The 23913-nt window shown below is 40.1% G+C and carries 18 protein-coding genes; 9 read left to right on the top strand and 9 right to left on the bottom strand.

The window, feature by feature from the left end; translation table 11 throughout:
- The first annotated feature begins 233 nt into the window (after positions 1 to 233).
- On the top strand, positions 234 to 581 hold the full coding sequence (locus AC1HJP_RS02140; RefSeq protein WP_480360043.1) for a hypothetical protein: 348 nt from the start codon (positions 234 to 236) through the stop codon (positions 579 to 581).
- 136 nt (positions 582 to 717) lie between these two features.
- Here AC1HJP_RS02140 and AC1HJP_RS02135 read toward each other — a convergent pair whose 3' ends face one another.
- Positions 718 to 1380: an SPFH domain-containing protein gene (locus tag AC1HJP_RS02135; RefSeq protein WP_480360041.1), complete on the bottom strand. Its 663-nt coding sequence runs from the start codon at positions 1378 to 1380 to the stop codon at positions 718 to 720.
- A 354-nt stretch (positions 1381 to 1734) separates the two neighbouring features.
- On the opposite strand from AC1HJP_RS02135, the gene AC1HJP_RS02130 reads away from it, so the two are divergent.
- A complete protein-coding gene (locus AC1HJP_RS02130) occupies positions 1735 to 4665 on the top strand; it encodes a TonB-dependent receptor domain-containing protein (RefSeq protein WP_480360039.1) in 2931 nt (976 codons plus the stop codon).
- A 28-nt stretch (positions 4666 to 4693) separates the two neighbouring features.
- On the opposite strand, the gene AC1HJP_RS02125 is transcribed toward AC1HJP_RS02130, so the two are convergent.
- The gene (locus tag AC1HJP_RS02125; protein WP_480360037.1) at positions 4694 to 6955 is read right to left on the bottom strand and encodes an ATP-binding protein; all 2262 of its coding nucleotides are present in this window, start codon (positions 6953 to 6955) and stop codon (positions 4694 to 4696) included.
- A gap of 213 nt (positions 6956 to 7168) precedes the next feature.
- On the opposite strand from AC1HJP_RS02125, the gene AC1HJP_RS02120 reads away from it, so the two are divergent.
- Positions 7169 to 7888 (top strand): ZIP family metal transporter, encoded by a 720-nt coding sequence (locus tag AC1HJP_RS02120; protein ID WP_480360035.1) that lies wholly within the window; start codon positions 7169 to 7171, stop codon positions 7886 to 7888.
- Positions 7889 to 7918: 30 nt separating this feature from the next.
- Here AC1HJP_RS02120 and AC1HJP_RS02115 read toward each other — a convergent pair whose 3' ends face one another.
- The 3 genes from AC1HJP_RS02115 to maoP all read right to left on the bottom strand — a co-directional run bounded on the left by AC1HJP_RS02115 (position 7919) and on the right by maoP (position 9564).
- Positions 7919 to 8875 (bottom strand): zinc transporter ZntB, encoded by a 957-nt coding sequence (locus AC1HJP_RS02115; protein ID WP_480360033.1) that lies wholly within the window; start codon positions 8873 to 8875, stop codon positions 7919 to 7921.
- Between the two features lie 220 nt (positions 8876 to 9095).
- Complete coding sequence (locus AC1HJP_RS02110; RefSeq protein WP_480360031.1) at positions 9096 to 9224, bottom strand: hypothetical protein; 129 nt, start codon at positions 9222 to 9224, stop codon at positions 9096 to 9098.
- Positions 9211 to 9564 carry a DUF413 domain-containing protein gene (maoP, locus tag AC1HJP_RS02105; protein ID WP_480360029.1) on the bottom strand — a complete coding sequence of 118 codons (354 nt, stop codon included), beginning with the start codon at positions 9562 to 9564 and terminating at the stop codon, positions 9211 to 9213. The genes AC1HJP_RS02110 and maoP overlap by 14 nt, the downstream gene beginning before the upstream one ends.
- Positions 9565 to 9734: 170 nt before the next feature.
- On the opposite strand from maoP, the gene AC1HJP_RS02100 reads away from it, so the two are divergent.
- On the top strand, positions 9735 to 9977 hold the full coding sequence (locus tag AC1HJP_RS02100; RefSeq protein ID WP_480360027.1) for a hypothetical protein: 243 nt from the start codon (positions 9735 to 9737) through the stop codon (positions 9975 to 9977).
- 129 nt (positions 9978 to 10106) lie between these two features.
- Here AC1HJP_RS02100 and AC1HJP_RS02095 read toward each other — a convergent pair whose 3' ends face one another.
- Entirely contained in the window at positions 10107 to 10961 is an 855-nt protein-coding gene (locus AC1HJP_RS02095; protein WP_480360025.1) for a mechanosensitive ion channel family protein, read from the bottom strand.
- Positions 10962 to 11212: 251 nt separating this feature from the next.
- Here AC1HJP_RS02095 and astB point away from each other — a divergent pair, with 251 nt between their 5' ends.
- Positions 11213 to 12547: an N-succinylarginine dihydrolase gene (astB, locus tag AC1HJP_RS02090; protein ID WP_480360023.1), complete on the top strand. Its 1335-nt coding sequence runs from the start codon at positions 11213 to 11215 to the stop codon at positions 12545 to 12547.
- Between the two features lie 67 nt (positions 12548 to 12614).
- Here astB and AC1HJP_RS02085 read toward each other — a convergent pair whose 3' ends face one another.
- On the bottom strand, positions 12615 to 15404 hold the full coding sequence (locus tag AC1HJP_RS02085) for a methyl-accepting chemotaxis protein (protein ID WP_480360021.1): 2790 nt from the start codon (positions 15402 to 15404) through the stop codon (positions 12615 to 12617).
- Positions 15405 to 15572: 168 nt separating this feature from the next.
- On the opposite strand from AC1HJP_RS02085, the gene AC1HJP_RS02080 reads away from it, so the two are divergent.
- The gene (locus AC1HJP_RS02080; RefSeq protein ID WP_480360019.1) at positions 15573 to 16433 is read left to right on the top strand and encodes a tetratricopeptide repeat protein; all 861 of its coding nucleotides are present in this window, start codon (positions 15573 to 15575) and stop codon (positions 16431 to 16433) included.
- Positions 16434 to 16525: 92 nt separating this feature from the next.
- Here the strand turns inward: AC1HJP_RS02080 and AC1HJP_RS02075 are convergent, their stop codons facing one another.
- Positions 16526 to 17623, bottom strand: a complete 1098-nt coding sequence (locus AC1HJP_RS02075; protein WP_480360017.1) for a PepSY-associated TM helix domain-containing protein — start codon at positions 17621 to 17623, stop codon at positions 16526 to 16528.
- A gap of 99 nt (positions 17624 to 17722) precedes the next feature.
- Positions 17723 to 19864: a TonB-dependent siderophore receptor gene (locus AC1HJP_RS02070; protein WP_480360015.1), complete on the bottom strand. Its 2142-nt coding sequence runs from the start codon at positions 19862 to 19864 to the stop codon at positions 17723 to 17725.
- A 176-nt stretch (positions 19865 to 20040) separates the two neighbouring features.
- Here AC1HJP_RS02070 and AC1HJP_RS02065 point away from each other — a divergent pair, with 176 nt between their 5' ends.
- The 3 genes from AC1HJP_RS02065 to AC1HJP_RS02055 all read left to right on the top strand — a co-directional run bounded on the left by AC1HJP_RS02065 (position 20041) and on the right by AC1HJP_RS02055 (position 23805).
- A complete protein-coding gene (locus AC1HJP_RS02065) occupies positions 20041 to 21192 on the top strand; it encodes a phospholipase effector Tle1 domain-containing protein (RefSeq protein WP_480360014.1) in 1152 nt (383 codons plus the stop codon).
- A 138-nt stretch (positions 21193 to 21330) separates the two neighbouring features.
- A complete protein-coding gene (locus AC1HJP_RS02060; RefSeq protein ID WP_480360013.1) occupies positions 21331 to 22080 on the top strand; it encodes an MBL fold metallo-hydrolase in 750 nt (249 codons plus the stop codon).
- A gap of 183 nt (positions 22081 to 22263) precedes the next feature.
- A complete protein-coding gene (locus AC1HJP_RS02055) occupies positions 22264 to 23805 on the top strand; it encodes a sensor domain-containing diguanylate cyclase (protein WP_480360012.1) in 1542 nt (513 codons plus the stop codon).
- The last annotated feature ends 108 nt before the right edge of the window (positions 23806 to 23913 follow it).

Below are 23913 nucleotides of genomic sequence, written 5' to 3'. Positions count from 1 at the left end.
AGCCAAAGCCACCTTCAATCAAAACAGAAATAGCTTAGGTTGTAGAGGGCTGAGAAAGAGGTTATGCAAGGAGGACTTTAAAATCAGCGAATATGAGCAAAGTTCCTCAAGAAAAGTTTCCTGATTTAGTTGCGCAAAACAATTTCATAGCATCATTTAGACAGTGACAGGGAGAAAAGATCGAAATACTTTACTGTGTATTAGCTCTCAAACCTCAGGAGTTACCCAAAAAATTGATTGAAGCACTACCAAAGAGCCTAACCATCAAATCTATTAGCGAAGAAAACATTAAGCGTATAACCAATATTTTTCATTATAAGATGATGAAGCAAGTGAGCCAAAAAAGGATGATATTAAAGTTCTCAAACACAAAGGTTTTAAAGACAAAAGAGGGTGCAATGTCACTTACAGGCTTTGCTGAAATGTTTAGGGAGTTAGTCAGAACAACGCTTACCGATTATGTAACCGAATGGAGAATATCTCTCGCTTCTACTCTTTTGCAAGACAACACTCGTTATGATTTAAGTGTTGCATTAGAACTGGATACAAATCAGACGCCTCTTTCTCTCGAGCATTTATAAAAGTTATAAAGAAAAATACAAGTGAAATGCGACCAAGAAACACTCTAAGAGTGAAATACTAATTAAATAAGGGTAAGCTTAGTACTCTGTAATATTTTAATAGTCAAAAATTTGTGTGAAATTTAAAACAGAATTTTCACACATTTTGTTGAAAATTGGGGTTAAGCAGTGAAAATGAGTAAGCTTTTGTTTTATTTTGCTTTTCACTTGTTTCACACTTTATTTTTGTAAGGGTAGCGATCATTTGAGCTTCCATCGCTTCCATTACAGAATTAGGTGGCACAATGTCTTTAATCTCATAACGTAATACCTGAATACCCCATGGCTCTGATGCTGAGTTAATCGCAGCAACAATATTGGTATTCAGTAAATCACGTTCTTCAAAAGTTTTATCTAGCTCCATTTTACCCAGTTCACTACGCATTGTAGTTTGTGCTAATTGGGTAACCGCAAAAATATAGTCATCAACGCCGTAAGTGGCCTTATACGGGTCTAGCACTCTGAAATATAAAACACCATCAACAATTAAAGAGATATTGTCTTTGGTAATAGCTGACTGAGAAGGCACATCAACCGCCTGCTCTTTTAAACTTCTATCCGCAGCGACACGATCAATGAAAGGGACAATAAAATTCAAACCCGCTTCTTTGGTTGATTGATACTTACCAAAACGCTCAACCATCCAAGCACGATTTTGTGGTACAAATTTGATGCTACTTTTTAAGACAATAATCACAAAAAGCAGTAGAAAGAATTCGACTTGAAATACAAATTCTAAAATTTGGCTAACTGGATCCATGTTTTCTCCTTTTATTATTGAATACTCAGATTACCACCTTGTTTCTATGTTCTCTACTTAGATTTTTTTCTTTAATTAGAAAGAAGTTTGCTTTTGTTCAAACACTTAAAAACCAGATTTTGTATTGATTTATTTACAAACTTTCCGCGAACCTCTATGTATACTGTATATCTTTACAAAAAAATTACATGATAACCCGCAAAAAACCTAAAAAGGTACAAAAGTTAATACTAAGCAAAAATAAATTAATGCAAATATCGCAATTTTGTAACAAATATTTATTATATATTTACTTTCCTTATTATGTTGTTTCAGCTTTTGAAATGAGCTGAATAAAATCATAAAGGGAAAACAATGAAAAAAAATAAATTGAACATAGCAATAAGCACAGCTCTTGCGGCCTCCTTATCTGGGTTTGTTGCTGCTCCAGCTTTTGCAAATGAAGCTGATTCAAAAGATGAAGCAAGTAAGATTGAACGTGTAGAAGTCACTGGTTCTCGTATCGCTCGATATGAATTTTCTCAACCAGCACCAACAATCACTTTAACTGGCGAAGAAATTGAAAGAGCAGGTATTCCTGACCTTGCTTCTGTACTATCTGAACTTCCGGCTATCGGTGCAACTGCGACAATTCGTGCAAACTCTGGTAGCAACTCTGCAGCAGGTTCAAGTAGCATCGACTTACGTCGTCTAGGTACGGCACGTACTCTTGTTCTAGTAAACGGCAAGCGACATGTAGCTGGTTCTGCTGGTAGCTCAACAGTCGATTTATCTACAATCCCTAGCTCTCTAATAAAACGTGTTGATGTAATCACAGGTGGTGCATCTGCAATCTATGGTTCTGATGCTGTATCAGGTGTTGTTAACATTGTTTTACGTGATGACTTTGAAGGTCTAGAAGTTAAAGCTAGTTACTCCAACTCGACTGAAGGTGTGGGTAATAGAAACCTTACAACTAGTTTACTAGCTGGTGCGACGACTTCAGACGGCAAAGGTAATGTAACTTTCTTCGTTGGTAAAGATGTTATTGATGAAGTAATGGCGAGAGACATCAGAAATTATAATACTGATGGTCACGTTCCAAACCCAGAAAACAAGGGTGAAGAAGATGGTATTTTAGACCGTATCTGGGTTAAGAATGTTACTTCAGAACGAATTAGTCCTAATGGTGTTTTACTAGCAGGCCCTTACAACTACACTTTCTCTAATGATGGTGTGGGTGAATTAATGCCTACTCGTGATCTTACAAGCAGCTTTGCATTTGGTTCTTTCCCTGATGGCTGTAAATACTGCTTCAACCCATCTGATTATGAAAACTTCCTTCCTCAGAGAGAAAAAGTAACTGTTGCTACTACCTTCAACTATGAAGTTTCTGAAGCACTAAACTTCTACTCTGATGTGAAATATGTAAGAGCTGATATTGCTCAGCAATTCCAACCTAGCTTCCGTTTCAACAGAGACCGAGTAACAATTGCAGAGAACCCATTCATTCCTCAAGCAACAAAAGACTTTTTTGCTGCTGAAGGGATAGAAACCGCTTTCGCAAACAAATTCTTTGATGAAATTGGTAACCGTTCTGCAGATAACAAACGTGAAACGTTCAGAATGGTATTTGGTGCAAAAGGTGCTTTTGAGCTGAGCGAAACACCGTTCGATTACGATGTTTACTACTCAAATGGTCGCACAGAAAACGACCGTATCACTCAAAATGACCTAATTGTAGGCAACTATGCTGCTGCGATTGATGCTGTAATCGACCCAGAAACAGGTAAAGCAGCATGTAGAGCAAACGTACCATCAGCCCAACCTGATGGCTACTCAAACCCTGCAACTGTGAATCGTGATGCTTGTGTACCTTACAACCCATTCGGTCATGGCTTAGCTTCGCAAGCAGCGCAAGACTGGGTAACAGCTGACGTTCAGCGTAACGATACAATCAAGCAACGTTACTTTGGTGGTTCAGTATCGTTTGATACAGCTGAGTTTTTTGAATTACCAGGTGGCGCGGTAGGTTTAGCTGTAGGTTATGAAAAGCGCTGGGAATCGTCTGAAACATTAACTGATGAACTGACTCGTTCAGGTGCAATGGCGAACGCTGCAACACCGAATACGTACGGTGAGTACGATGTATCTGAAACCTTTATTGAAACAAGTTTACCTATTTTAGCGGATGCTTTCTTAGCGCACGAACTAACTTTAGATGCAGCATTCCGTAAAGCAGATTACTCGCATGCAGGTAAAGTAGATTCTTGGAAAACAGGCTTTATGTGGTCGCCAATTGAAGGCTACAGTCTTCGTGGTACATATGGTGAAGCAGTAAGAGCACCAAACATTGCTGAAGCTTTCTCACCTCGTTCACCTGGTTTTGGTCGTGTTGCTGATCCTTGTGATGCTGATAATGTTGGTGACCAACCGAACCGTGCTAAGAACTGTGCAGCACTAGGTATTCCGACTAACTTCCAGCCTGATGATGCGGTAAGTAAACGCGTTATCAGCGGTGGTAACCCAAATCTTGACGTTGAATCATCAGAATCATTAACGGTTGGTTTAGTAATGAACCCAATCGACGATCTGACGTTCAGTATTGACTATTACGATATTGAGATCACCGATGCGATCGACAGCCTTTCAGTACAAACTGTAGCTGATAACTGTGTAGACGGTCCTGACCTTGACCCGACTTTCTGTGGTCAAGTAACACGTGACTCGAGTACTTTAGAAATTACACAAGTTGAATCAGGTGAGTTAAATACAGCGAAGCTTGAATTAAAAGGCATCGATTTTGATCTGAAATATAAACTTGACCTTGCCGACTTCAACCTGCCAGGTGAAGCAAGAGTTAACTTATTCCTAAGTCATACTTTAGAATTCAACACATATCAGTTCCAAAACCGTCCAGAGCTAATTAGTAGAGAGCATGGTGAGCTTGGTGACCCTGAATTACAGGGTAACTTCAGTGTCAACTACCGCTTAGATGATCTATCTGTAACTTGGTCAACACGCTTTATTGACCGTTCAGCGCTAATTGACTTAGAAGACACTTTGACTGCTGATGGCGAGCCTCGCGGTGATACTACAGAAGACCAAGAACACTCATATATTGGTAGCCACTTCACGCATGATATCTCTGCGCGATACAACTTAGACAAAGCGACTGTTGAAGTAGGTTTCCGTAACGTCTTCGATAAGCTACTACCTGACTACGTTTCTGGTAATGGTTCTGGCTCATCACTTTACGATCCTTGGGGTCGTCGAGTATTTGCTAACGTAACTTATAAGTTCTAATCTCCCTGAACTTACACAAAAGGCAAGGTTAACCTTGCCTTTTTTCGTTATTACTAAAAAATGAGAGGATTGTTTGGTAAAGCATATTTGCATCTATTGGTTTACTCACATAACCACTCATACCTTCAGCTAAACATTTTTCTTTATCACCGCTCATTGCATTGGCTGTTTGCGCAATAATTGGAATATCTTTAAACACTTTATAGCGTGGGTTTTCTCGGATCTCTTTTGTCGTTTGATAACCATCGAGAATAGGCATTTGGCAATCCATTAAAATTACATCAAATTGCTCTGGTGTTGCATGTTCAAGCATATCGAGCACTTCTCTCCCTGAATTCGCTATTTTATATTTAACTTGCCAATTACTGAGTATTTTAGTGGCTACTAGTTGATTTACCTTATTATCTTCGGCAAGCAGCACAGAAAGCCCAGCTAAAGATTGCGACGTTTCAACGGGCTCTGATTGAGTTGATTTATAGTTATTTTCGAATGCTTTTTCTGTAAATATCTGCATCAAGTCAAAACAGGTAAAGGGATGATAAAACACGCGACAAGCAGACTCTCTCGCTAACTGACTATTTGGAAAATCACTATTAACATTACAAATAATGCAGGTCTGCTTCGCTTGTCTTCGTGCACTTTCAATTAAGTAAGTACTTTCTAAACCTGATTCAGAGCAATTCACCAAATCTAAAATGATTAAATCACATGAGGATTGATGCAAAGATTTAGGTGTCAGCAATTTAAGGGGTAAACCTTTTGCTACAAGCTGACTTTCTATGATTTCAGCAAAAGTGGAGCTAGGGCTATATAACCCAATAGACTTAGGTATCTGTAATTCACAGTTATCACTTGACTTAGACCCATCCCGTTCGGCAACTAAAGAAAAAACAAATTCAGTGCCTTTTTCAGGTGAGCTTGATACTAGTGTCACATCGCCTGCCATCAAATTACATAAGCGCTTTACAATCACGAGCCCAAGCCCTGTTCCACCATATAATCGAGTTGTTGATGCATCACACTGGCTGAATGCATTGAATAATTTATCTTGAGCTTGGCTATCTATCCCGATCCCAGTATCTATAACTTTGCCAGTTAACCGGACTCTGCCTCCTTCTTGTAATTCAGACATGAGCTCAAGTTTGACATGCCCTTTCTCGGTAAACTTAATCGCATTGCTCAATAAATTATTGAGTATTTGCCGAACTCTGACTGGATCTAGTTGTAAATTATGATCTGTGACTTGGTGACAATCGACAAATAACATAACTGGTTTGCTACTTAACGCTATGGCGAATGATTTGGCGACACTGTCTAATAATGCAATTAGCTCAACCGGTTCATTGTTAATTTCTAGCTTTCCTGATTCAATCTTTGAAAAGTCTAAAATGTCATTTATCACACCAAGCAATGAGTTTGCACTCGCATGAGCGAGCTCTGTGTATTGATCTTGTTGTTTTGACAGAGGGGTATTTTGTAAAAGCTCCAAACACCCTATCACCCCATTAATGGGCGTTCTGATCTCATGACTCATGTTTGCCAAGAATTCAGATTTGAGTTTTGAATGTTTCTCTGCTCGTGCTTTTTCAATTTTCAAGGCTTCATTGGCAGTGATAAGTTGTTTTTGTACTGATTTATTTTTGTTATTTCTTATTTCACCCGTCATGATCGCAAACGCGAAATTAAACAATAGCTGACTCATGAACACAGCAATAATAAACCACTGGGCTTTTATAGAGTCATCTTGTTGCAGATTATTAACCCCTTGCCAATTCATATCGATGATCTTATTGAACGACACCACAAATAAAATCACCACACTGAGTAGTATTAAAAAGCTGGAGACCTTAAAACGCCCTCGGCTATGGCGATATAAACACCACAAGACCCAACTCAGAAAAATCACAACAGTCGTTACTCCAAGCGTGAACCGTAAAGGGTAACTAGGGTAAATAAAGGTCAGAATAAGATGCAGTACGACGTAACAAGTTATCAACGTTGCGAGTTCAACTTTTGGAATACTTTGCTCACAAGCTCGGTAAGTACCCTGTAAAATAAACAAAAATGACGTTTGTACCACAAAATTAGGGAGTACATATTTAAGCGCTTCTGGTAACACACTTTGGCTATTAAATAACAATAAGCCTGTCATCAGGAAACAAGATGATATGGCCCAATAACGCACCGCTGTGATATCTCTGTTTGCCAACCACAGAAAAATCAAAGAAACGGCAGAAGTAAATACACCGACACCACTCATTAATAATAACGTGACTGTTGATAATTGCATGGCATCTCTTTGGATGGGATAAATATAAAATGGCAACCAACTTCCAAGTGGCAAATTTGTATGTTTTCAGCCACACGGTTAATATAAAAAGCTAGTCGCCAACCACCATAATGTAAAGCTAAACACTTGTAATAAAACCCTTAACAGAGCTGAATTAATCTTCTATATTGAAGAGGCTTTGCTTTGATAGGTAACTTGAATGGCTGCGCAAATATGCCCGAATATCTAAATATTATTCTTCTCACCAGCCTAGCTGGATTATGTATCCCTGTTGGCGGTTTAATTGCCAGTATTGAATCTATTCGCCCTTATTGGCTAGAAAAAGAGCTGAGACATTTTCTTATCGCATTTGGCGGTGGCATTTTATTGGGTGCCGTAACAACTGTATTAGTGCCTGAAGGCATGCATAATTTACCAAGTCAGTTCATTGCAATTGCGATTTTGTTATTAGGTGCGCTGAGTTTTTTCTTTATAGAGCGACAACTTGGACTCAAACGACGCGAATCACCTCAACTAATGGGTATGACTTTAGATTTTGTGCCAGAAGCAATTGCATTAGGTGGTCTGGTCGCCACAGGATCATCAACCGCTTTAATGCTCGCTCTGCTGATCGGTTTGCAAAATTTGCCTGAGGGTTTTAACGCTTTTCGCGAATTAAAAGAACAAAATAAGAGTACTAAAACCACTTTAATGATTATGTTCTTACTGGTGCCATTGGGCCCTTTATCTGGGTTGTTTGGTTATTACGTGTTGGCAGGACATCAAGCCATGTTAGGCGCTATCATGCTCTTTGCATCTGGCGGGATCTTATACTTAATATTCCAAGATATAGCACCGCAGTCTAAGCTCAAAAAACATTGGGGGCCTCCGCTTGGTGCTGTATTTGGCTATGCCTTAGTATTATTCAGTAATATGCTGATCGGCCATAGCTGATCAGCATTGAGGAATTGTGTCTATTTCAGTTTAACTCACCCATTTATTGCGGCGAAAATAAATCACTTGTGCCACCACTAAAACAAACAGCATGCCACTGAATATGTAGAAAGCCATTGGATTATCTGTACCTGGCACTCCACCCACATTAATGCCTAATAACCCGGTTAAAAAACCAAGCGGTAAGAAAATCGCAGCCACAATCGACAACACATACATGCGGTCATTCATGATCTGTCCAACTCGCACATTAATCTCTTCTTGCAATACGGCTGCACGCTCTTTGCATGAATCTAACTCTTCGATATAGCGCGTAATATGGTCAAGCGATTCACGAATTTGGTGTTTACATTCACTGCTTAGCAGAATGTTTTTATCATGAAGTAATGACTGTAAAGCCTCTCTCTGCGGCGATAAATGACGACGAATCGCGATAATTTGCCTGCGTAAATTAGCCAACTCAGATTGAAAGCTCGCTTGCTCTCCCGTCAATACCGAGTCTTCATATTCACCGAGTTTGTCATCAATAAAATGAACCGTATCAGACATGTTATCAGTTAAGTGTTCAATCATACTCACGAGCCATTCAGAGCTCGTTTTGGGGCCCTCAGCTTGATTCAGTAAAGCTGCAATTTCTGATACTGAAAAAATACGCCTGTGCGCTGTCGAAACCACGCAATTTTCAGTGATATAAAGTCGAATAGACACCATATCTTCTGGTTTTGCCGATTTCGCTAAGTTAATACCGCGTAAAGAAACAAACAAACCACTACCAAAAAACTGTGCTCTAGGGCGAGTTTCTTCAGAAATGAGAGCTTCTTTTACTGTTTCAGATAAAAACGCAGCGTGTTCAATCCACTCAACTGCATGCGCTTCACTATAATCTAGATGTACCCAAAAAGGCTGGCTTTGATCAAGAGACTCAAGCGACACTTGAGCTTGTGACTTTAAATTATAAACGCGTTGTGTGGTATTCATTTTTTCCATTACAGGTTCCGTGCTGGATGTCGTCATTATTATTTCTTGTTAAATAAATTGTGAATGACAATGACTTTATTCGTTATGATTCAGGGCGCTTATAGAATCTTAGCGTCGTCTATTTCATAACGCGAATAAAATTACCCTTGCATAAATAACCACATCCGAATAGTCATTTACCAAGGGCAATGAAGACACTAAATTATGAGGGCCTTAATACTGTTTTAAATTAACGCCACTTTGGTTTATCGGCTTCGATATAACTTCGCTTTTGTTTTTTGCGTTTTTCATCACGCATCTTCTTATTACGTCTTTCTTGTTTGTCATTTCTGAGTGAGTCACAACTAATACGCATCATGGAACATCTCATTATAGTAATCACTTGGGCTCATCGACCCTTTGCTATTACTCACAGCGCTTGAGCGGTGAGAAGCGCGATAAACCGCATATAAAAACTTCTGCCACAACTTGTGCTCGTAAAGCAAAACGGGTTCTTGCGAACTTAATGCCGCCACAAATTTGTGTTCTGTTTCAGTTTCTGGCATCAACGAACCGTCATAAAGACCTTTCAGTGTATGCCCATAATGAATTAAATAATTTGCCTCTGAGATTGTAAAAAACCCAGAACGGTCAATACCCCCAAAGAAGTGCTCTTCAGCATAAAACTTTTTACTTCCCGGACGAATATCCGCAATCATAACTGTCTCCAAAATGTAGGCCCTAACAAGCTAGGGACAAAGCAAACATAAAAGAAGATTTAAAGTTTGAAAAACAAATAATAATTGTCGTGAAATAAAAACTTTTTAGTTTTTCTTTTTGGAATTTCCACCATAAATTTATCTCGGAAATAACCTCACTAGGAAAAACGATGAAATACCTTTTATGTGTTGTCTTTTTGTTTGCATCTGCAATGACCTTAGTCAATGCCGCCGAGTCTGAAAATGCTTCGCCATGGGAAGTAAAAGACGCGTATTTATACTGTGTTGAGGCTTACGGTGACAAAGATGAGAAACAGCTACTTGATTGCGTGAATGAAGAAATGATCGCAGGTGAGTACAATACATTTAAAACACTGGCTGATGTATTGGCATATATCGAAAAGGCTGAGTAATAAAACTGCTTTTGCACTGATGCCTAAGGAAACGGGACAGGCAAGTAATGCAACCTAAAACCTCTAGCACTATTTTGGCAACCTCCTCATTCTAAAAAGGGCTCACGATGAGCCCTTTTTATTTATGCTTTATCTGGTGATTTTCAATTCACCATCGATATGAATATCTCTTTGTGGGAAGGCAATCACGATATCAGCGTCTTTAAATGCTTTATCTAAGGCAAAACGAATATCACTAGAGACGAGCCTCAGTCCACCTTCGACAGTTGAGTTGATCCAAAAATAAGACTCAAAGATCAATGCATTATCACCAAAGTCTAAGAAAAATACGGAAGGCTCAGGGTCATCCAACACTTTGTCATGGGCTTTGGTAGCTGCTAACATGAGCTTTGCGACTTGCTCACAATCAGAACCATAAGCCACGCCTATTCTCACCGTACCACGCACTAATCTGTCTCTTAACGTCCAATTCACCACTGTATTTTCAAGCAATTTGCTGTTTGGGATGAGCATATGTACGCCATCAACACGACGGATCCGTGTTGAGCGGGTATTTATTTCTTCAACAATGCCCTTAACTCCCTCAACCTCTAAAAAATCACCAATACGAATGGGTTTTTCACCAATTAAAATCCAGCCACTGATAAAGTTATTAATGATGTTTTGCGCACCAAAACCAAAGCCGATTGCAATCGCCCCTGATAAAAACGCGAATGCCGTGATCGGCACATTAAGCATCGACAGCGTCGTTAAGAAGATAATCGCCAAAGACACGATGACGATGATTTTACGAATTAGCTGAATGATATTGGGGTCTCGCTTTTTCGCTGCTAAACGCTTTTCGACAGATTTAACGATCACTCGCACTAGCCAGAAGCTCAATATCAGCCATAAAGGAATGATCAGTACTTCACCAACGGTGAGCGGTTCTTCATTGAATGTAAAAATGGCATGGTTCAAAAGCGCACTTAATTTCGCGAGCATAATTTATCCTTTTTTAGGTCTGTACCACTTATTGACTATTGTGACTCAGTCACAGCCATAGAAATATACAGGATTAATCGTCTTTATTCTGTTTATTAAAGCCGCTTGGCACATAGCTTGAACTAATTATAGCTAAATGTAGTTAATTCAAAAATAAACCAATGAAATAATTGAGTTTTTAATTATAGAACTAACTATCGGGATAAAAACAACACTGAATTAGTGCACGATTGCACCACAATGAGGCAACTATGAATTACACTGAAGTCAATTTTGATGGGTTAGTTGGACCAACACATAATTATGCCGGGCTGTCATATGGCAACGTGGCATCTAAGTCGAATGCCAATAGAGTCGCAAATCCAAAAAAAGCTGCGCTACAGGGTTTAGAAAAAATGCATACGCTTAACCAGATGGGGTTACATCAAGGTGTATTAGCGCCCAATGCTCGACCTGATTTAATCACATTAAGAAGCCTTGGCTTTTCAGGCTCAGATGCCAATGTTATTTCACAAGCAGCAAAATCAGCCCCGCAATTTTTGAAAGCCTGTTATTCAGCATCTTCTATGTGGACAGCCAATGCGGCAACCGTGTCACCGAGTGCAGACAGTGGCGACGGAAAAGTGCATTTCACCCCAGCGAATTTGAATAATAAAATTCACCGAGCCATTGAAGCCAAAACCACCAGCAACATTTTAAAAGCCACTTTTGCGAATGACTCTGTGTTCAAGCATCATGCCCCTTTGCCTCAACATGCTTTGTTTGGTGATGAAGGCGCTGCAAATTATACCCGTTTAGCCGACAGTTATGGTCATCCAGGGTTAGCGCTTTTTGTGTATGGCGAAGACATGAACAGCAAAGTAAAACCGCAAGTTTTTCCGGCGAGACAAACTCGCCAAGCCAGTGAAGCAATTGCCCGCAGTCATTTACTAGATCCAGCACAAACCCTGTATATTCAGCAGAACCCAGAAGTCATAGATCAAGGTGTATTCCATAACGATGTGATTGCCATTGGTAATGAAAATGTCTTTTTATTTCATGAGCAGGCTTTCTATCAACAGAAAAAAGTCATTGCGCAAATCAGACAAAATTACACTGGCACGCGCCCGTTACATTTAATCGAAGTCATTGACGCAGACTTGAGTGTTGATGAAGCTGTTAAAAGCTATATCTTTAACAGCCAGTTAGTGAGCTTGCCAAATGGTGGCATGGCATTGATTGCACCGAGTGAATGCCAAACAATTGATTCTGTAGAGCGCTATTTGGCGGCACTTTGCCAAGCCAGCAACCCTATCAACGAAGTCATTTATATGGACTTAAAACAAAGTATGCAAAATGGCGGAGGACCGGCTTGTCTGAGATTAAGAGTTGCATTATCACAACAAGAATTAAACGCAGTTAACCCAAATTGTTTAATGACCGATTTGCTATACGACAGATTAACCCAGTGGGTAAATAAACATTATCGTGATCGCTTAGTTGAAGCTGACTTAGCAGATCCAAGTTTAATGCAGGAATCTCAACACGCGTTAGATGAACTGACACAAATTATGAACTTAGGCTCGGTTTACGAATTCCAGCAGTAGCTTAATTCATTTAAAACGGCGTGATAAGAACACGCCGTTTTATTCAAATACTCTCTTTGCCTAACCATTACTGTGTTTTAAAGAAGCTCAGATCTTTGTGCATATCTTGTGCTCGCTCGCTCATCTCGGTACTTGCTGCTGTCACTTCCTCTACTAAAGCGGCATTTTTCTGAGTCATTTCGTCCATCTCAGACACCGCCGACGAGGCTTGCTGAATACCATTGAGTTGGTTATTACTGGCATCGGTGATCTCTTTGATCATCGACATCACCTCTCTAACTGAAGCGGTAATTTCATCGAGGGATTCACCAGAGCGATTTACCAGCACTGTGCCCTCTTCAACTTTTCTGACCGAATCTTGGATCAGGGTACTAATTTCTTTGGCTGCAGAAGATGAACGCTGGGCTAGATTTCGCACCTCTCCGGCAACCACCGCAAAACCGCGCCCCTGCTCGCCAGCCCTTGCTGCTTCCACTGCGGCATTTAGTGCCAGTAAGTTGGTTTGGAAAGCTATTTCGTCAATCATACCAACGATGTCAGAAATACGTTTGCTCGAATCAGAAATTTCTCCCATCGCATCAATGGCGCCTTTGACAACTTCACGGCCACGTTCAGCCGCATCACTGGTTTGCTGCGCGTGTGTGTTAACGTTTTGAGCATTTTCAGCATTATTTTTCGCCGATGCCGTGAGCTCTTCCATCGTTGCAGCGGTTTCTTCTAAAGAGGAGGCTTGTGACTCAACTCGCGTACTTAAATCGGCATTACCTGTTGAGATTTCCGATGCACCAGAGCTCACGTTATCAGCGAGATCTAAAATAGACACTAAGGTCGATTTAAGTTTTTCAATTGACGCATTGAGGGAATCTCTGACCAAATTAAGCTCAGGGCCAAAGTCGCCTTCGACTCTTTGCAATAGATCGCCTTGCTCTAAATAAGACAGCACCTCAGCAATGGTATCAGTACCTTGCTTACGCTGGGTTGCATCTTCACCATACATGACGATTTTGGTGATCTCACCCGCGGTATTAAAAATTGGGTTGAAAGATGCGTTGATCCAACGCGCTTCCCCTGACTGAGTTTGGTGTTTAAAGTCACCGGTCACAAACTCACCGCTCGATAGCTTTTGACTGAAATCTTGGTACTCAGGTGATGAAATAAAGTCTGGATGTAACAATGATTCTAAGCTCATACCGACCATATCAGTGGCCTGATGGCAGTTAAACACCGACAAATAATTTTCATTCACCTGCTCTAAAATACCTTGAGTAGAAAACTCAGCCACTGCATTTGCACGGCTAATTGCATCCAGCTTATAGGTAAATTCGAGCGCTTTCATTTTAGTCTCGGTGATATTCGCCTGAACTGAAATAAATTTCGTGAGTGTACCTTCGGCATCAAATACCGGATTAATCGCCAGCGAAATCCAGTATGAGCCACCATCTTGGTCATAGTTTAGAATTTCATCATAGAAGGCTTCTTGTGCGTTCAATTTTTCGCGAATTCTTTTTACCGTATTTGCATCGGTATCTGGCCCTTGTAAGAAGTCACCAGGCTTTTTGCCCCTCACTTCTTCTAAGGTATAACCCGTTAATTTAGTAAAACCCGGGTTTATATATTCAATCTTGCCTTCAGCATCAGTAATAACCACCGAGTTGTCAGTTTTATTCGCCACTAATGACAAGGTTTCGAAAGTAGTTCGCCTTGCAACTTCTTCAGTTACATCACGCACAAAGGCGGTGTAATGAATATCTCCATCTATTACCACTTTAGACAGTGCCAAACTGCCCCACACTTGCGACCCATCTTTTCTAAAAACAGGCACCTCACGACTAGTGCCGACAATCTTATTCTGACCCGTTGTGCGGTTTTTATTTACATAAGCATCATGATTTTGCTGAATATCCATCGGCACCAGCATTTTCACATTTTTGCCTAACACTTCTTTGCGGTCATACCCCCAAAGTGCTTCAGCCGCGGCATTAAACTGCGTGACTATATTGTCTGGGTTAATTGATACGACGGCATCAATTGCTTGCTCTAGCACTTGATTTAAATACTCTCGCTGTACTCTTTGTTCAGTCACATCTCGGACAAACGCGGTGTATTGCATTTTACCGTCGCACTCAACACGACATAAGGATAAATTGCCCCACACCTTAGTGCCATCTTTACGGAAAATCTCAACTTCTCGATTCGAGCCTACTATTTTATCTTGTCGCGTTTTTCGATTGGCATTCACAAAATTATCGTGATTAGCTTGTATGTTGGCGGGCACCAACATTTTAACGTTTTGTCCTATCACTTCTTGTCGTGAGTAACCCCAAAGCTGCTCAGCCGCTTTGTTGAATTGGATCACATTATTGTGTTCATCAATACTGACTATGGCATCTAATGCGTCTTCTAATAGCTGCTTAATAAATTCACTTTGAAAGCGCTCTGCGGTGATGTCTCTTAAAAAGGCGGTGTAATGAATTTCATCTCCAATTGAAAACTTCGATAAAGACAACTTGCCCCAGCGTTTTGAGCCATCTTTTCGATTGATCTCTACATCTCTTGCAGAGCCTACAATTTTATTAATACCAGATGTTCTGTTTTTATTTACGAATTGGTCATGCTGAGGCTGTATACCTTTAGGCACCAACATTTTTACGTTTTGGCCAATGACTTCTTCTCTTTGATAACCCCAAAGAGCTTCGGCTGCCGCGTTGAAAAAAGTCACTTGGTTATGTTGGTTTATCGATACCACCGCATCAATAGCTTGCTCTAATACGGCCTGGTAATAGCTTTGTCCGTCACTTGCTGACGATGATGTGGACGTCTGATTTGGTGCAAAAATATTCTTAATAAAAGAGAGCATCTAACTTTATCCAAAATATATTCATTGCGCTTAAGTAAAGTACAAAAAACAAGCTTTCACCAACAAGATTCTGTTATTGAAGAGAAAAACAGCTCGATTTTTGTTAAGGTAAAGATTGAACTTCACGATTTGCATCACGTAAATCAAATTAAAGGAGCCAACTTAAAGATGCGCCCTCACGCAATATTACTCAGTATTCTTTTTACATTGCTGACATTTATCAGCCACGCAAAAACCGATAATGACTCAGAAAAGACCGTGCAACAGATTGAGTCCCCACTCTATAAACCGCTTGTTGAACGCTATATTTTGGATGAGCTCAAACAGCTGCGCCAAGACCAACAGGCTACGCGTGCAGAGCTGATTGAAAAAGTCGTCAATGCCAAATTAGAGTCGTCTGACAGAGCGATCCGTTACACTGCTGACACCACCAATACTATTTTTTACATCATTACCGCTGCCGCTTCTATCTTGGTCTTACTCGGATGGAAATCGATTCGTGATATCAAAGAAAGTATGGAAGCATCAACGACACGACGTATTGAAAAGCTAACTGCCAAATATGAAGACCGCTTAAATCAACTAGAAGACACCATTAAAGAGCGTTCGAATCAGATTGTTGAAGCACAAAAAGTCATATCCGAAAGCAACATGGTGCACTCACTTTGGATGCGAGCGGGTCTTGAAAAAAGCGATCAAGAAAAGCTGAATATTTACGACCAAATTTTAGAAATCAATCCACATGACGTTGAAGCTCTGACTTACAAAGCGGATTTATTATTAGATATGAATGATGATGCTTGGGCATTATCGCTTGTAAATCAAGCTATTGAACTTGATAGTAATTATGCACTTGCCTACTGGCAAAGAGCCTGTGCTAAATCTAAATTGGCACAAGTTCAAGAAGCCCTTGAAGATATTCGCACCGCATTGACTCTATCTAGCACCCTTAAAGAAGAGCTCGATAGGGAGTCTTATTTCAGTGGCTTACGCAAAGAACCTGCATTTATTGCTCTACAGCAAGCCTAAATTAGTCCTCCCAAATATAATTAAGCCTCTTTTTAAGAGGCTTAATTATTGCTTATTCGGTAAGTTTATTTCTGTGTGGAGCTCAAGCCAGCTCAAATTGGCTGTGCAACTTTCACCGCACGTTTCTTTGGTCTTCTTCTTTTTAGCCACAAATAGCAGCCTGTAATAGCAAAAATAAGTGGCGTTAAGCCAATGATACACCAAATAATTCGGCTAGTTAGACCAGCAAAATAGCCAAAGTGGAGCTTACGAAAGCTATCAACTGCCACTAAAAAAAACGGCGCTTCACGAATATCATAATTCGGCATGCGCGCACCTGTTTGCTTATTAAAGGTGACCATAGAAGCATATTCGCTGGTAACAAAACTGGTGTTATTTACTTCTCCAAAGAATGTGACTTGAAGTTCAGGCTCATATGGAAAAAGTAAATAAGTTGGCCTAAACCCACCCATTTGCTGAGTTGATTCTGTCACCATTTCATCTAGTGAAAGCTGGTGATTATAAAGTCTTTCAGTGACCACATACTGATGTTCTTCACCATGTTCTAGCTCATGATGAATGATCTCAGAAATATTCCAATACACACCTGTAAAACCAATGATTATCAAAATAGGCGCAGACCAAATGCCAACTAACTTATGAATATCGCTAAATAATGCAATACGTTTCACCTTTAGTCTCAAGGTAAAAAACTTTTTCCAAAACTGGCGATAAATAATTAGCCCGGAAATGCCCATAAAAAGCAAAATGAGTGATGCGACACCCGTAACCCACAGCCCGGTATCACCAATCAAAAACTTATAGTGTAAATCAAGCAGCCAGTCTGTTAGGTAATGATTGACCGCAACGGGCTCAGAGCGTACAACCCCTTGGTATTGATCAAGATAGACTTTAAACCATTCACTCGTACCGTGCTTGAGCACATATACACGATCTGCTGTTATACCATCATCAAAGACTTCCCAACTGCCAATTTCATAGCCCTGAAGCTGGTTGTTGAGCTCACCTCTTAACTCGTCATAACTTAGTCTGTTCCCTGTTTCGCCGGCAACAACTGCAAGTTCTGGCATTAACCAATGATCAAGTTCTTCTTTAAAAACTAAAATACTGCCTGTTAAAGAAATAATGATAAGTGGAATGGCGACGACTAATCCAAGATAGCGATGCCATAAATGGAGTGTTTTTTTCATAAATTTATGCCCCTTTAAAGCCCTCTCATGAATTGAAAACCATAATGTGACAGAAGGCTAAAATAGATAAGGCTGCGATCGCAGCCTTCAAGTGTAGAATTACATCGACCAGTTTAGGGTCAATGCATAGTTACGAGGTGCACCATAGAACCCCTGTGCCCAATACAATGAATTAATGTATTTTTCATCAAATGCATTATTGATATTAAAGGTCACATTCACTTGTTCGTTCACATCATAGCTGGCCATGAGATTCACAAGCGCATAAGCACCTTGCTTTGTGACAAAGTTCGCTGCAGCATTTTGCACACGACTGATGTCGTCTTGCCAACGCATATTAAGACCAAAGCTTAAGCCTTCAACTGCAGCAACGTCTTGTTTAACAGCAAGCTTAAAGACTTGTTTTGGCGTGTAATCTTTCACTAATTGTGCTTCGCTGTTACCCGCATTCAATGTGTCAGAAACATCAATATCTGTGTAGGTGTAACCTAAATTGGCGCTTACGCCCCAACCTAGTTCACCACTGATCTCTAGCTCATAGCCTTGAGACTGAATGCCTGGTGCTGCAATATACACACTATTATCTGGGGTTGAATTAACCGTATCACCTACTGCAATATTCACTTGCTCAGCATTGAAAATGGCAAAGTTCACCATCATGTTGTCATCGAACAATTCAGCTTTTATACCCAACTCTTTAGTGTCGCCTTCAATCGGTGCTAATTGATTGCCGTTAACGTCTTTTTCGGTTTGAGGCGCAAAGGTTTCGCTATATGAAGAATATAGGTTCACATTATCGTTCACGGTGTACACCGCACCTAAATGGTGAGTTAGATCGCTTTCTTTGGTGCCTTTATTCTTACCGTAAGACATGCCCTTGCTTTGCCAAGCTGTGTGACGTAAACCAGCTAATAACTTTAAGTCTTCAGACAACGAAAAACGCGCCGATGCGTATTGTGAGCTTTGATCGCTGTCAACATCTGAGCCAGGCGCAGAAGGGTTAACATCAACCAATGTTGGTACTGGCGCTACCCCATCCCATTCATGCATGTTTGGCATAGCAGGAAAACCATTTCCGGTTTGATAATCGTACAGAGAGCGGTCGCGATAAGCCATATCTGCTTCGCTGGCCCCCAATGCCACTAAATGTATTTGACCAAACAATTCAAAACTACCGCGGGTATATACATCAAATAGATTTAAGCGCTGCTGCAACTGATAGTCACTGGCGTACCCTGTTAAGCCTAAGCCTGTTTCTGAATCTGGCGTACCATAAACGTAGAAAAGGTTTGAGTCTTGTTCGTTTTGCGTATGTGCATAACGCGCTACCACACTCCAATCATCACCAATATATTGTTCGAGCTCGACAAATGCTTGTTTTGAAGTGTTATTCCAATATGCCCAATCAGCAGCTGTTGACGTTGAAACATCATAGTTTGTTGGCTGCCCTTTATTATCAAATAAAGCTAATGCGCCCCAAAGTGGGCTATCAGCATCATTACTTTGATAAGTTAAGCTGGTGGTTAAAGTTGTTGAGTCACTCAGCGCCAACTCGGTAATACCGTAAAATACATCTCGGTCGACCGAGTAACGATCTAAATACGAATCACGCTTTTGCTTAACAACGACAGCGCGTGCAGACACTAAATCATTCAGGCGCCCTGATACATCAGCTTCTAATCGTTTATTTGCCCAAGAACCCGCCGTAAAAGAAACATTGGCACGTAAGTCATCCGTTGGGCGTTTACGAATAAAATTCACTGTAGCAGATGGATTACCCGCCCCAGTCATCATACCGTTTGCGCCCATCACAACTTCAACGCGCTGATAAATAGCTGTATCTATCGTGCCTTGCAGTGCACCTTGATCTTGCGGTAAACCCAGTCCATCAACTTGGAAGTTTAAAATATCAAAGCCACGCGCTTTATAATAAGTTCGGTCAGTTTCTATTTTTTCAACCGATACACCAGGCGTTGTTTCAAGTACTTGGTTTACATCATCCAATGAAAAGTCGTCCATCAATGCGCGTGTTACTACATGTACCGTTTGAGGTGTTTCTTTAATTGAAAGTCCAAGCTTTGATGCCGACTCCGCCTCTACAGCTAAATAGTTACTGTGTTTATCACCCAGTACTTCTATCTTTTCGATTTTTTTATCAGCATTATCCGCTAAAACAGGGTAAGAAAGGGCCATAGTAGTGGCCACAAAGAGAGTATTTAATTTAAAAATACGACTTTTCATGAGAGCGCCTCAAGCGTTTATTATTGGAAATTCCGCAACAGATTATTCTAAATGATATTTATTTGCAATATCATTTAGAATAAGTGCCTGAACGTTCCAAATAAAACTACACAACTAAGCTCAAATTCAGTTATGCTCAACTGCTTGAAAAACATATATAAATAAAGGATTTATTTGTGAGTCGCTTGTTAGTCTTTAATTTTGATGGCACAGGAAATGAACCCAAAGACGCTGATCAAGGTGTAATCTCTGATCAATTTAAAGATGAGAGCATCAGTAATATTTTGAAATTACACCTAATGCTAGGTGGTAATTTGTATTCTGGCAGCGATTTAAGAGGTCACTGCCTGCAAAGTCGTATTCACCGTTGCTTCTACTATCAAGGTGTGGGCACTTACGGCAACTGGTTGAGCAAACTCATCAATCAAGGGTTAGCGCCGCAAAGTGCAGATGTCACAAGCATTTTAAATCGTGCTGTTGAAGATTTTTGTCAACATTACCAACAAGGTGACACTCTTTTAGTCACAGGATTTTCTCGTGGTGCTGCCATAGCGAGACGCTTTGTGACACTCATTCAATCTAATGTAGATAAAAACACTGACGCTTTTGTTTACCTGTGTGTATTCGATACCGTTGCAAGTATGGGATTGCCAGATTTAAGCACCCAGAATAGACCTCGTTTTGACGTCGTGTTTGAACACGGCCATAAGCTGGCTGATATTGTTAAGAAAGCACTACATTTAGTGAGCCTCGATGAAAAACGCAAAGCTTTCCAACCAACTTTGATGAATCATGAAGCTAACAAAGTGCTTGAATTATGGTTTGCTGGCGCACACTCAAACATCGGCGGAGGCTATTATCATGACGCTCTATCTGACGTGTGTTTGAACTTTGCAATGCAATGGCTCAATCATAACCAAGCTTACCACTGTTTAGCGCATTTCAATTTAAGGGTACCCACACAAAGCCAACTTCAATCTCTTTGTCCCGACGCGTTACAACAAACAATTCAAATTGACGACTTGTTTTGTACCCCAAACCCGCTTGGAAAAAGTCATCAACAAAGTCGTAATTCGGTACTTGAATGGATCTCACTAGATGATCGACGCTGTTGCGTCATAGAAAATGAGCAAATTAGTCACCAATTAAAACCTCTCGTGCATTACTCTGTTGCTACACGCATCGCTAAATTACCTGACTATCAACCCGCATCTTTAAACAGCGTCGAACATCAACTCTGGCATAACTTTACAACAGCGCCACAGTTCTTTGCTGATGGTCTGGCTCATAAAACTCTGGAGAGAGAAAGTGACATGATGAGTGAGTGATTTAATACTGTGATAGGTGCCTTTGCAAAAATAGAGTCTTTACACTAAACATTAAATCACGCTATAAATAAAGACGGCTATGCAATCATAGCTGTTTTTTAGCGTCCATTTTTTTGCCATAATTTTTTAGAGTAAACTATGAATATTCATCAGCTTGAAGGGTATATCCAAACCATTTATCTCGTTGAAGACAATAACAAACTCATGTTATTAGATGGTTGTTGTCGAGCTGATCATGATGTCGTCACTGAGTTTATTCAGCAAAAATTAAATCGCCCGCTCAGTGATTTAAAAATTATTTTAGTTACTCATATGCACCCAGATCATGCCGGTGGCGCACATAAACTCGCTAAAACCACAGGGGCAAAAATTGCGGCATGTAATGCGCCGGGGGACTGGTATCGTGGCTTAGATGGCGTGTTAATGCATTGGACTGATATGCTACTCGCGCTTTATGTTGCTGGTCGAAAAGGGAAGAAAAAACAAAATCTGTTTTATCCAAGAAAGTTGCGCGCCGACCATTTTCTCGCAGACGGCATGACCATACCAGGGTTTGATGACTGGCAAGTCATGCACATTCCTGGTCACACCGACCGCGACATTGCCGCTTATCATATTCCATCAGAGCGTGTTTATGTGGCTGATTTAATGGTTAAAGTAAAAGGCAAGTTAATTCCACCGTTTCCACTGTTTTATCCGCGACGTTACCGCAACTCGTTGCTGGCCATTAAATTACTTCAGCCCAAGTCTGTTATTTTGGCTCATGACGGCGAGTTAGACTTTGCTGATATAGACTTCGACAGTTTGATAGAGTCAGCGCCCACCACCCCAATGACTCATTGGCGCTCTGTAAAATATAAGTTTAAAAAAGCACTTAATATCCATTAGTGCTCAGTTTAAGATTGATGAGCGTTTTCATTATTATTTTAAAAAGTTAAAACAGCTTAAAGTTAATAAATACCATTTAAGCTTGGTAAGGCCGAATAAACTATATACCTTATACTTTGTACTAACTGTTAAGTATGAACTAAATTTAATAAGCGTCGTTTTAGTTTATTCACACGGAAGACAATGAAAAAAATCAATCTTAATTTCATGTTAGTGATACTCCTTACTGTTTTAGTGAATGTGTCTTTGATCGTTTTTACGATATTACAAATTAACAGTACAGATGCCTTACAAGAAAACTGGGATGGCAAAGCCACCATTAAAGTTGTGAATGCCATTGAACTAGCTGAGCTGGAAAGAAATTTTGGCTATGTCGGTTTTATTCACCATTTTAAAAACTATGTTATTCGCAGAGAGCCTCATTATTTTGACCAAGCAGAAAGACGCTACGTTAAAAGTAAAGCCTCTCTTGCTCAATTAAAAAATACTTTAAATGACCCAAGCTCAGATCAACATATAGCCGCTGTCCTTGAAACCCTTGAGCTTTATTATCAAAAACTGCTCTATGCCCGAGACAATCAACACTTGGATATTGCACAGCTTGATGAGCTGGTAAAAGTCGATGACAGTCGCGCTCAAGCCGCACTTGAAACTCTGCGACTCGCAATTTTACCCAAATTAAAAACACTTAAAACTCAAACCGCACAAGAAACAAAACAAATTAATCAACGTAACATTATTCTACTCACCATATTATTGCCTTTACTCCTGATCTCGAGCCTATTTACTCTGAAGTTTCTTAGAAAAGAATATCGCTCTTCAAGACAACTTAATACTATTTTGAACCTCTCTCCCGATGGCATCTTATACATCAACGAGCAAGGTAAGATTATTCGCAGCAATGAATCTGCTTCAACTATTTTGGGTTATACCTCTGACGAGCTCTGTAAAATGACCGTAGAGCAGCTAGTGCCTGAACAATTTAAACAAGCACACCTGAGTGAAAGAGCCAAATTTATGTCTAAGCCACAATCTTTGAATATGGAACAAAGACATACAAACTTATTTTGTAAAACCAAAGACAGAGGTGAAATCGAAGTTGCCGTCTCTTTAGCCAATAAGTTAATCGGCAAGCAATTTCATTCTGTCTGTGTCATAAAAGACAAAACCGTGCACAAACAACTCACTATTGACGCCACCACAGATCACCTAACCGGCTTACTCAACAGGAGAGCCTTTGACAGCGCCCTAGAAGTTGAATTACAGCAATGCGAACATAGAAAACAGCCACTGTCATTAATCTTAATCGACCTTGATAACTTCAAATTAATTAATGACGAATATGGTCACGAAATGGGTGATAAAGCACTCGTGTTTTTAGCTCAATTTTTAAAAAGCCACTCGAGACAATATGATCATATTGTACGTTGGGGCGGGGATGAGTTTATATTGATATGCCCTAACTTAGGCCCTAAAGATTCGCTGCAATTTGCGCAAAGATTGCGTAAGCAATTCTTTAATGACGAATCAAAGTGGCCAGAACATCAAACGTTGAGCATCGGTATCCATACGTCACTGGCAGATGAAAACTTATCGCCAAAACGCTTATTAACCGGAGCCGATAAAGCGCTGTTTTTAGCCAAAGAGCAAGGTAAGAACTGCGTCAAGCACTACAAAGATTCTCTGCAATCAGTTTATGTCCATCCAAGAGCGAATAATGATTAGCGACAATAATTTATTTCCAACTAAGAAATTAAAGTGACTTCTTTATGAAATTTAATTGAACAATTCTCTGTCTTTAACAGTACAACAGTTAACTTCAACAAGACAGAG

The sequence above is a fragment of the Pseudoalteromonas sp. NFXS53 genome (assembly GCF_056629255.1).
The sequence above is the reverse complement of the archived record's forward strand: the minus strand, read 5'-3'. Positions and strand labels throughout refer to the sequence as shown.

Excerpts from the sequence above, each read along its gene's own strand:
- AC1HJP_RS02135 (WP_480360041.1), bottom strand. The coding sequence starts at position 1,380 with ATGGATCCAGTTAGCCAAATTTTAGAATTTGTATTTCAAGTCGAATTC.
- AC1HJP_RS02130 (WP_480360039.1), top strand. The coding sequence starts at position 1,735 with ATGAAAAAAAATAAATTGAACATAGCAATAAGCACAGCTCTTGCGGCC.
- AC1HJP_RS02125 (WP_480360037.1), bottom strand. The coding sequence starts at position 6,955 with ATGCAATTATCAACAGTCACGTTATTATTAATGAGTGGTGTCGGTGTA.
- AC1HJP_RS02120 (WP_480360035.1), top strand. The coding sequence starts at position 7,169 with ATGCCCGAATATCTAAATATTATTCTTCTCACCAGCCTAGCTGGATTA.
- AC1HJP_RS02115 (WP_480360033.1), bottom strand. The coding sequence starts at position 8,875 with ATGGAAAAAATGAATACCACACAACGCGTTTATAATTTAAAGTCACAA.
- AC1HJP_RS02110 (WP_480360031.1), bottom strand. The coding sequence starts at position 9,224 with ATGATGCGTATTAGTTGTGACTCACTCAGAAATGACAAACAAGAAAGA.
- maoP (WP_480360029.1), bottom strand. The coding sequence starts at position 9,564 with ATGATTGCGGATATTCGTCCGGGAAGTAAAAAGTTTTATGCTGAAGAG.
- AC1HJP_RS02100 (WP_480360027.1), top strand. The coding sequence starts at position 9,735 with ATGAAATACCTTTTATGTGTTGTCTTTTTGTTTGCATCTGCAATGACC.
- AC1HJP_RS02095 (WP_480360025.1), bottom strand. The coding sequence starts at position 10,961 with ATGCTCGCGAAATTAAGTGCGCTTTTGAACCATGCCATTTTTACATTC.
- astB (WP_480360023.1), top strand. The coding sequence starts at position 11,213 with ATGAATTACACTGAAGTCAATTTTGATGGGTTAGTTGGACCAACACAT.
- AC1HJP_RS02085 (WP_480360021.1), bottom strand. The coding sequence starts at position 15,404 with ATGCTCTCTTTTATTAAGAATATTTTTGCACCAAATCAGACGTCCACA.
- AC1HJP_RS02080 (WP_480360019.1), top strand. The coding sequence starts at position 15,573 with ATGCGCCCTCACGCAATATTACTCAGTATTCTTTTTACATTGCTGACA.
- AC1HJP_RS02075 (WP_480360017.1), bottom strand. The coding sequence starts at position 17,623 with ATGAAAAAAACACTCCATTTATGGCATCGCTATCTTGGATTAGTCGTC.
- AC1HJP_RS02070 (WP_480360015.1), bottom strand. The coding sequence starts at position 19,864 with ATGAAAAGTCGTATTTTTAAATTAAATACTCTCTTTGTGGCCACTACT.
- AC1HJP_RS02060 (WP_480360013.1), top strand. The coding sequence starts at position 21,331 with ATGAATATTCATCAGCTTGAAGGGTATATCCAAACCATTTATCTCGTT.
- AC1HJP_RS02055 (WP_480360012.1), top strand. The coding sequence starts at position 22,264 with ATGAAAAAAATCAATCTTAATTTCATGTTAGTGATACTCCTTACTGTT.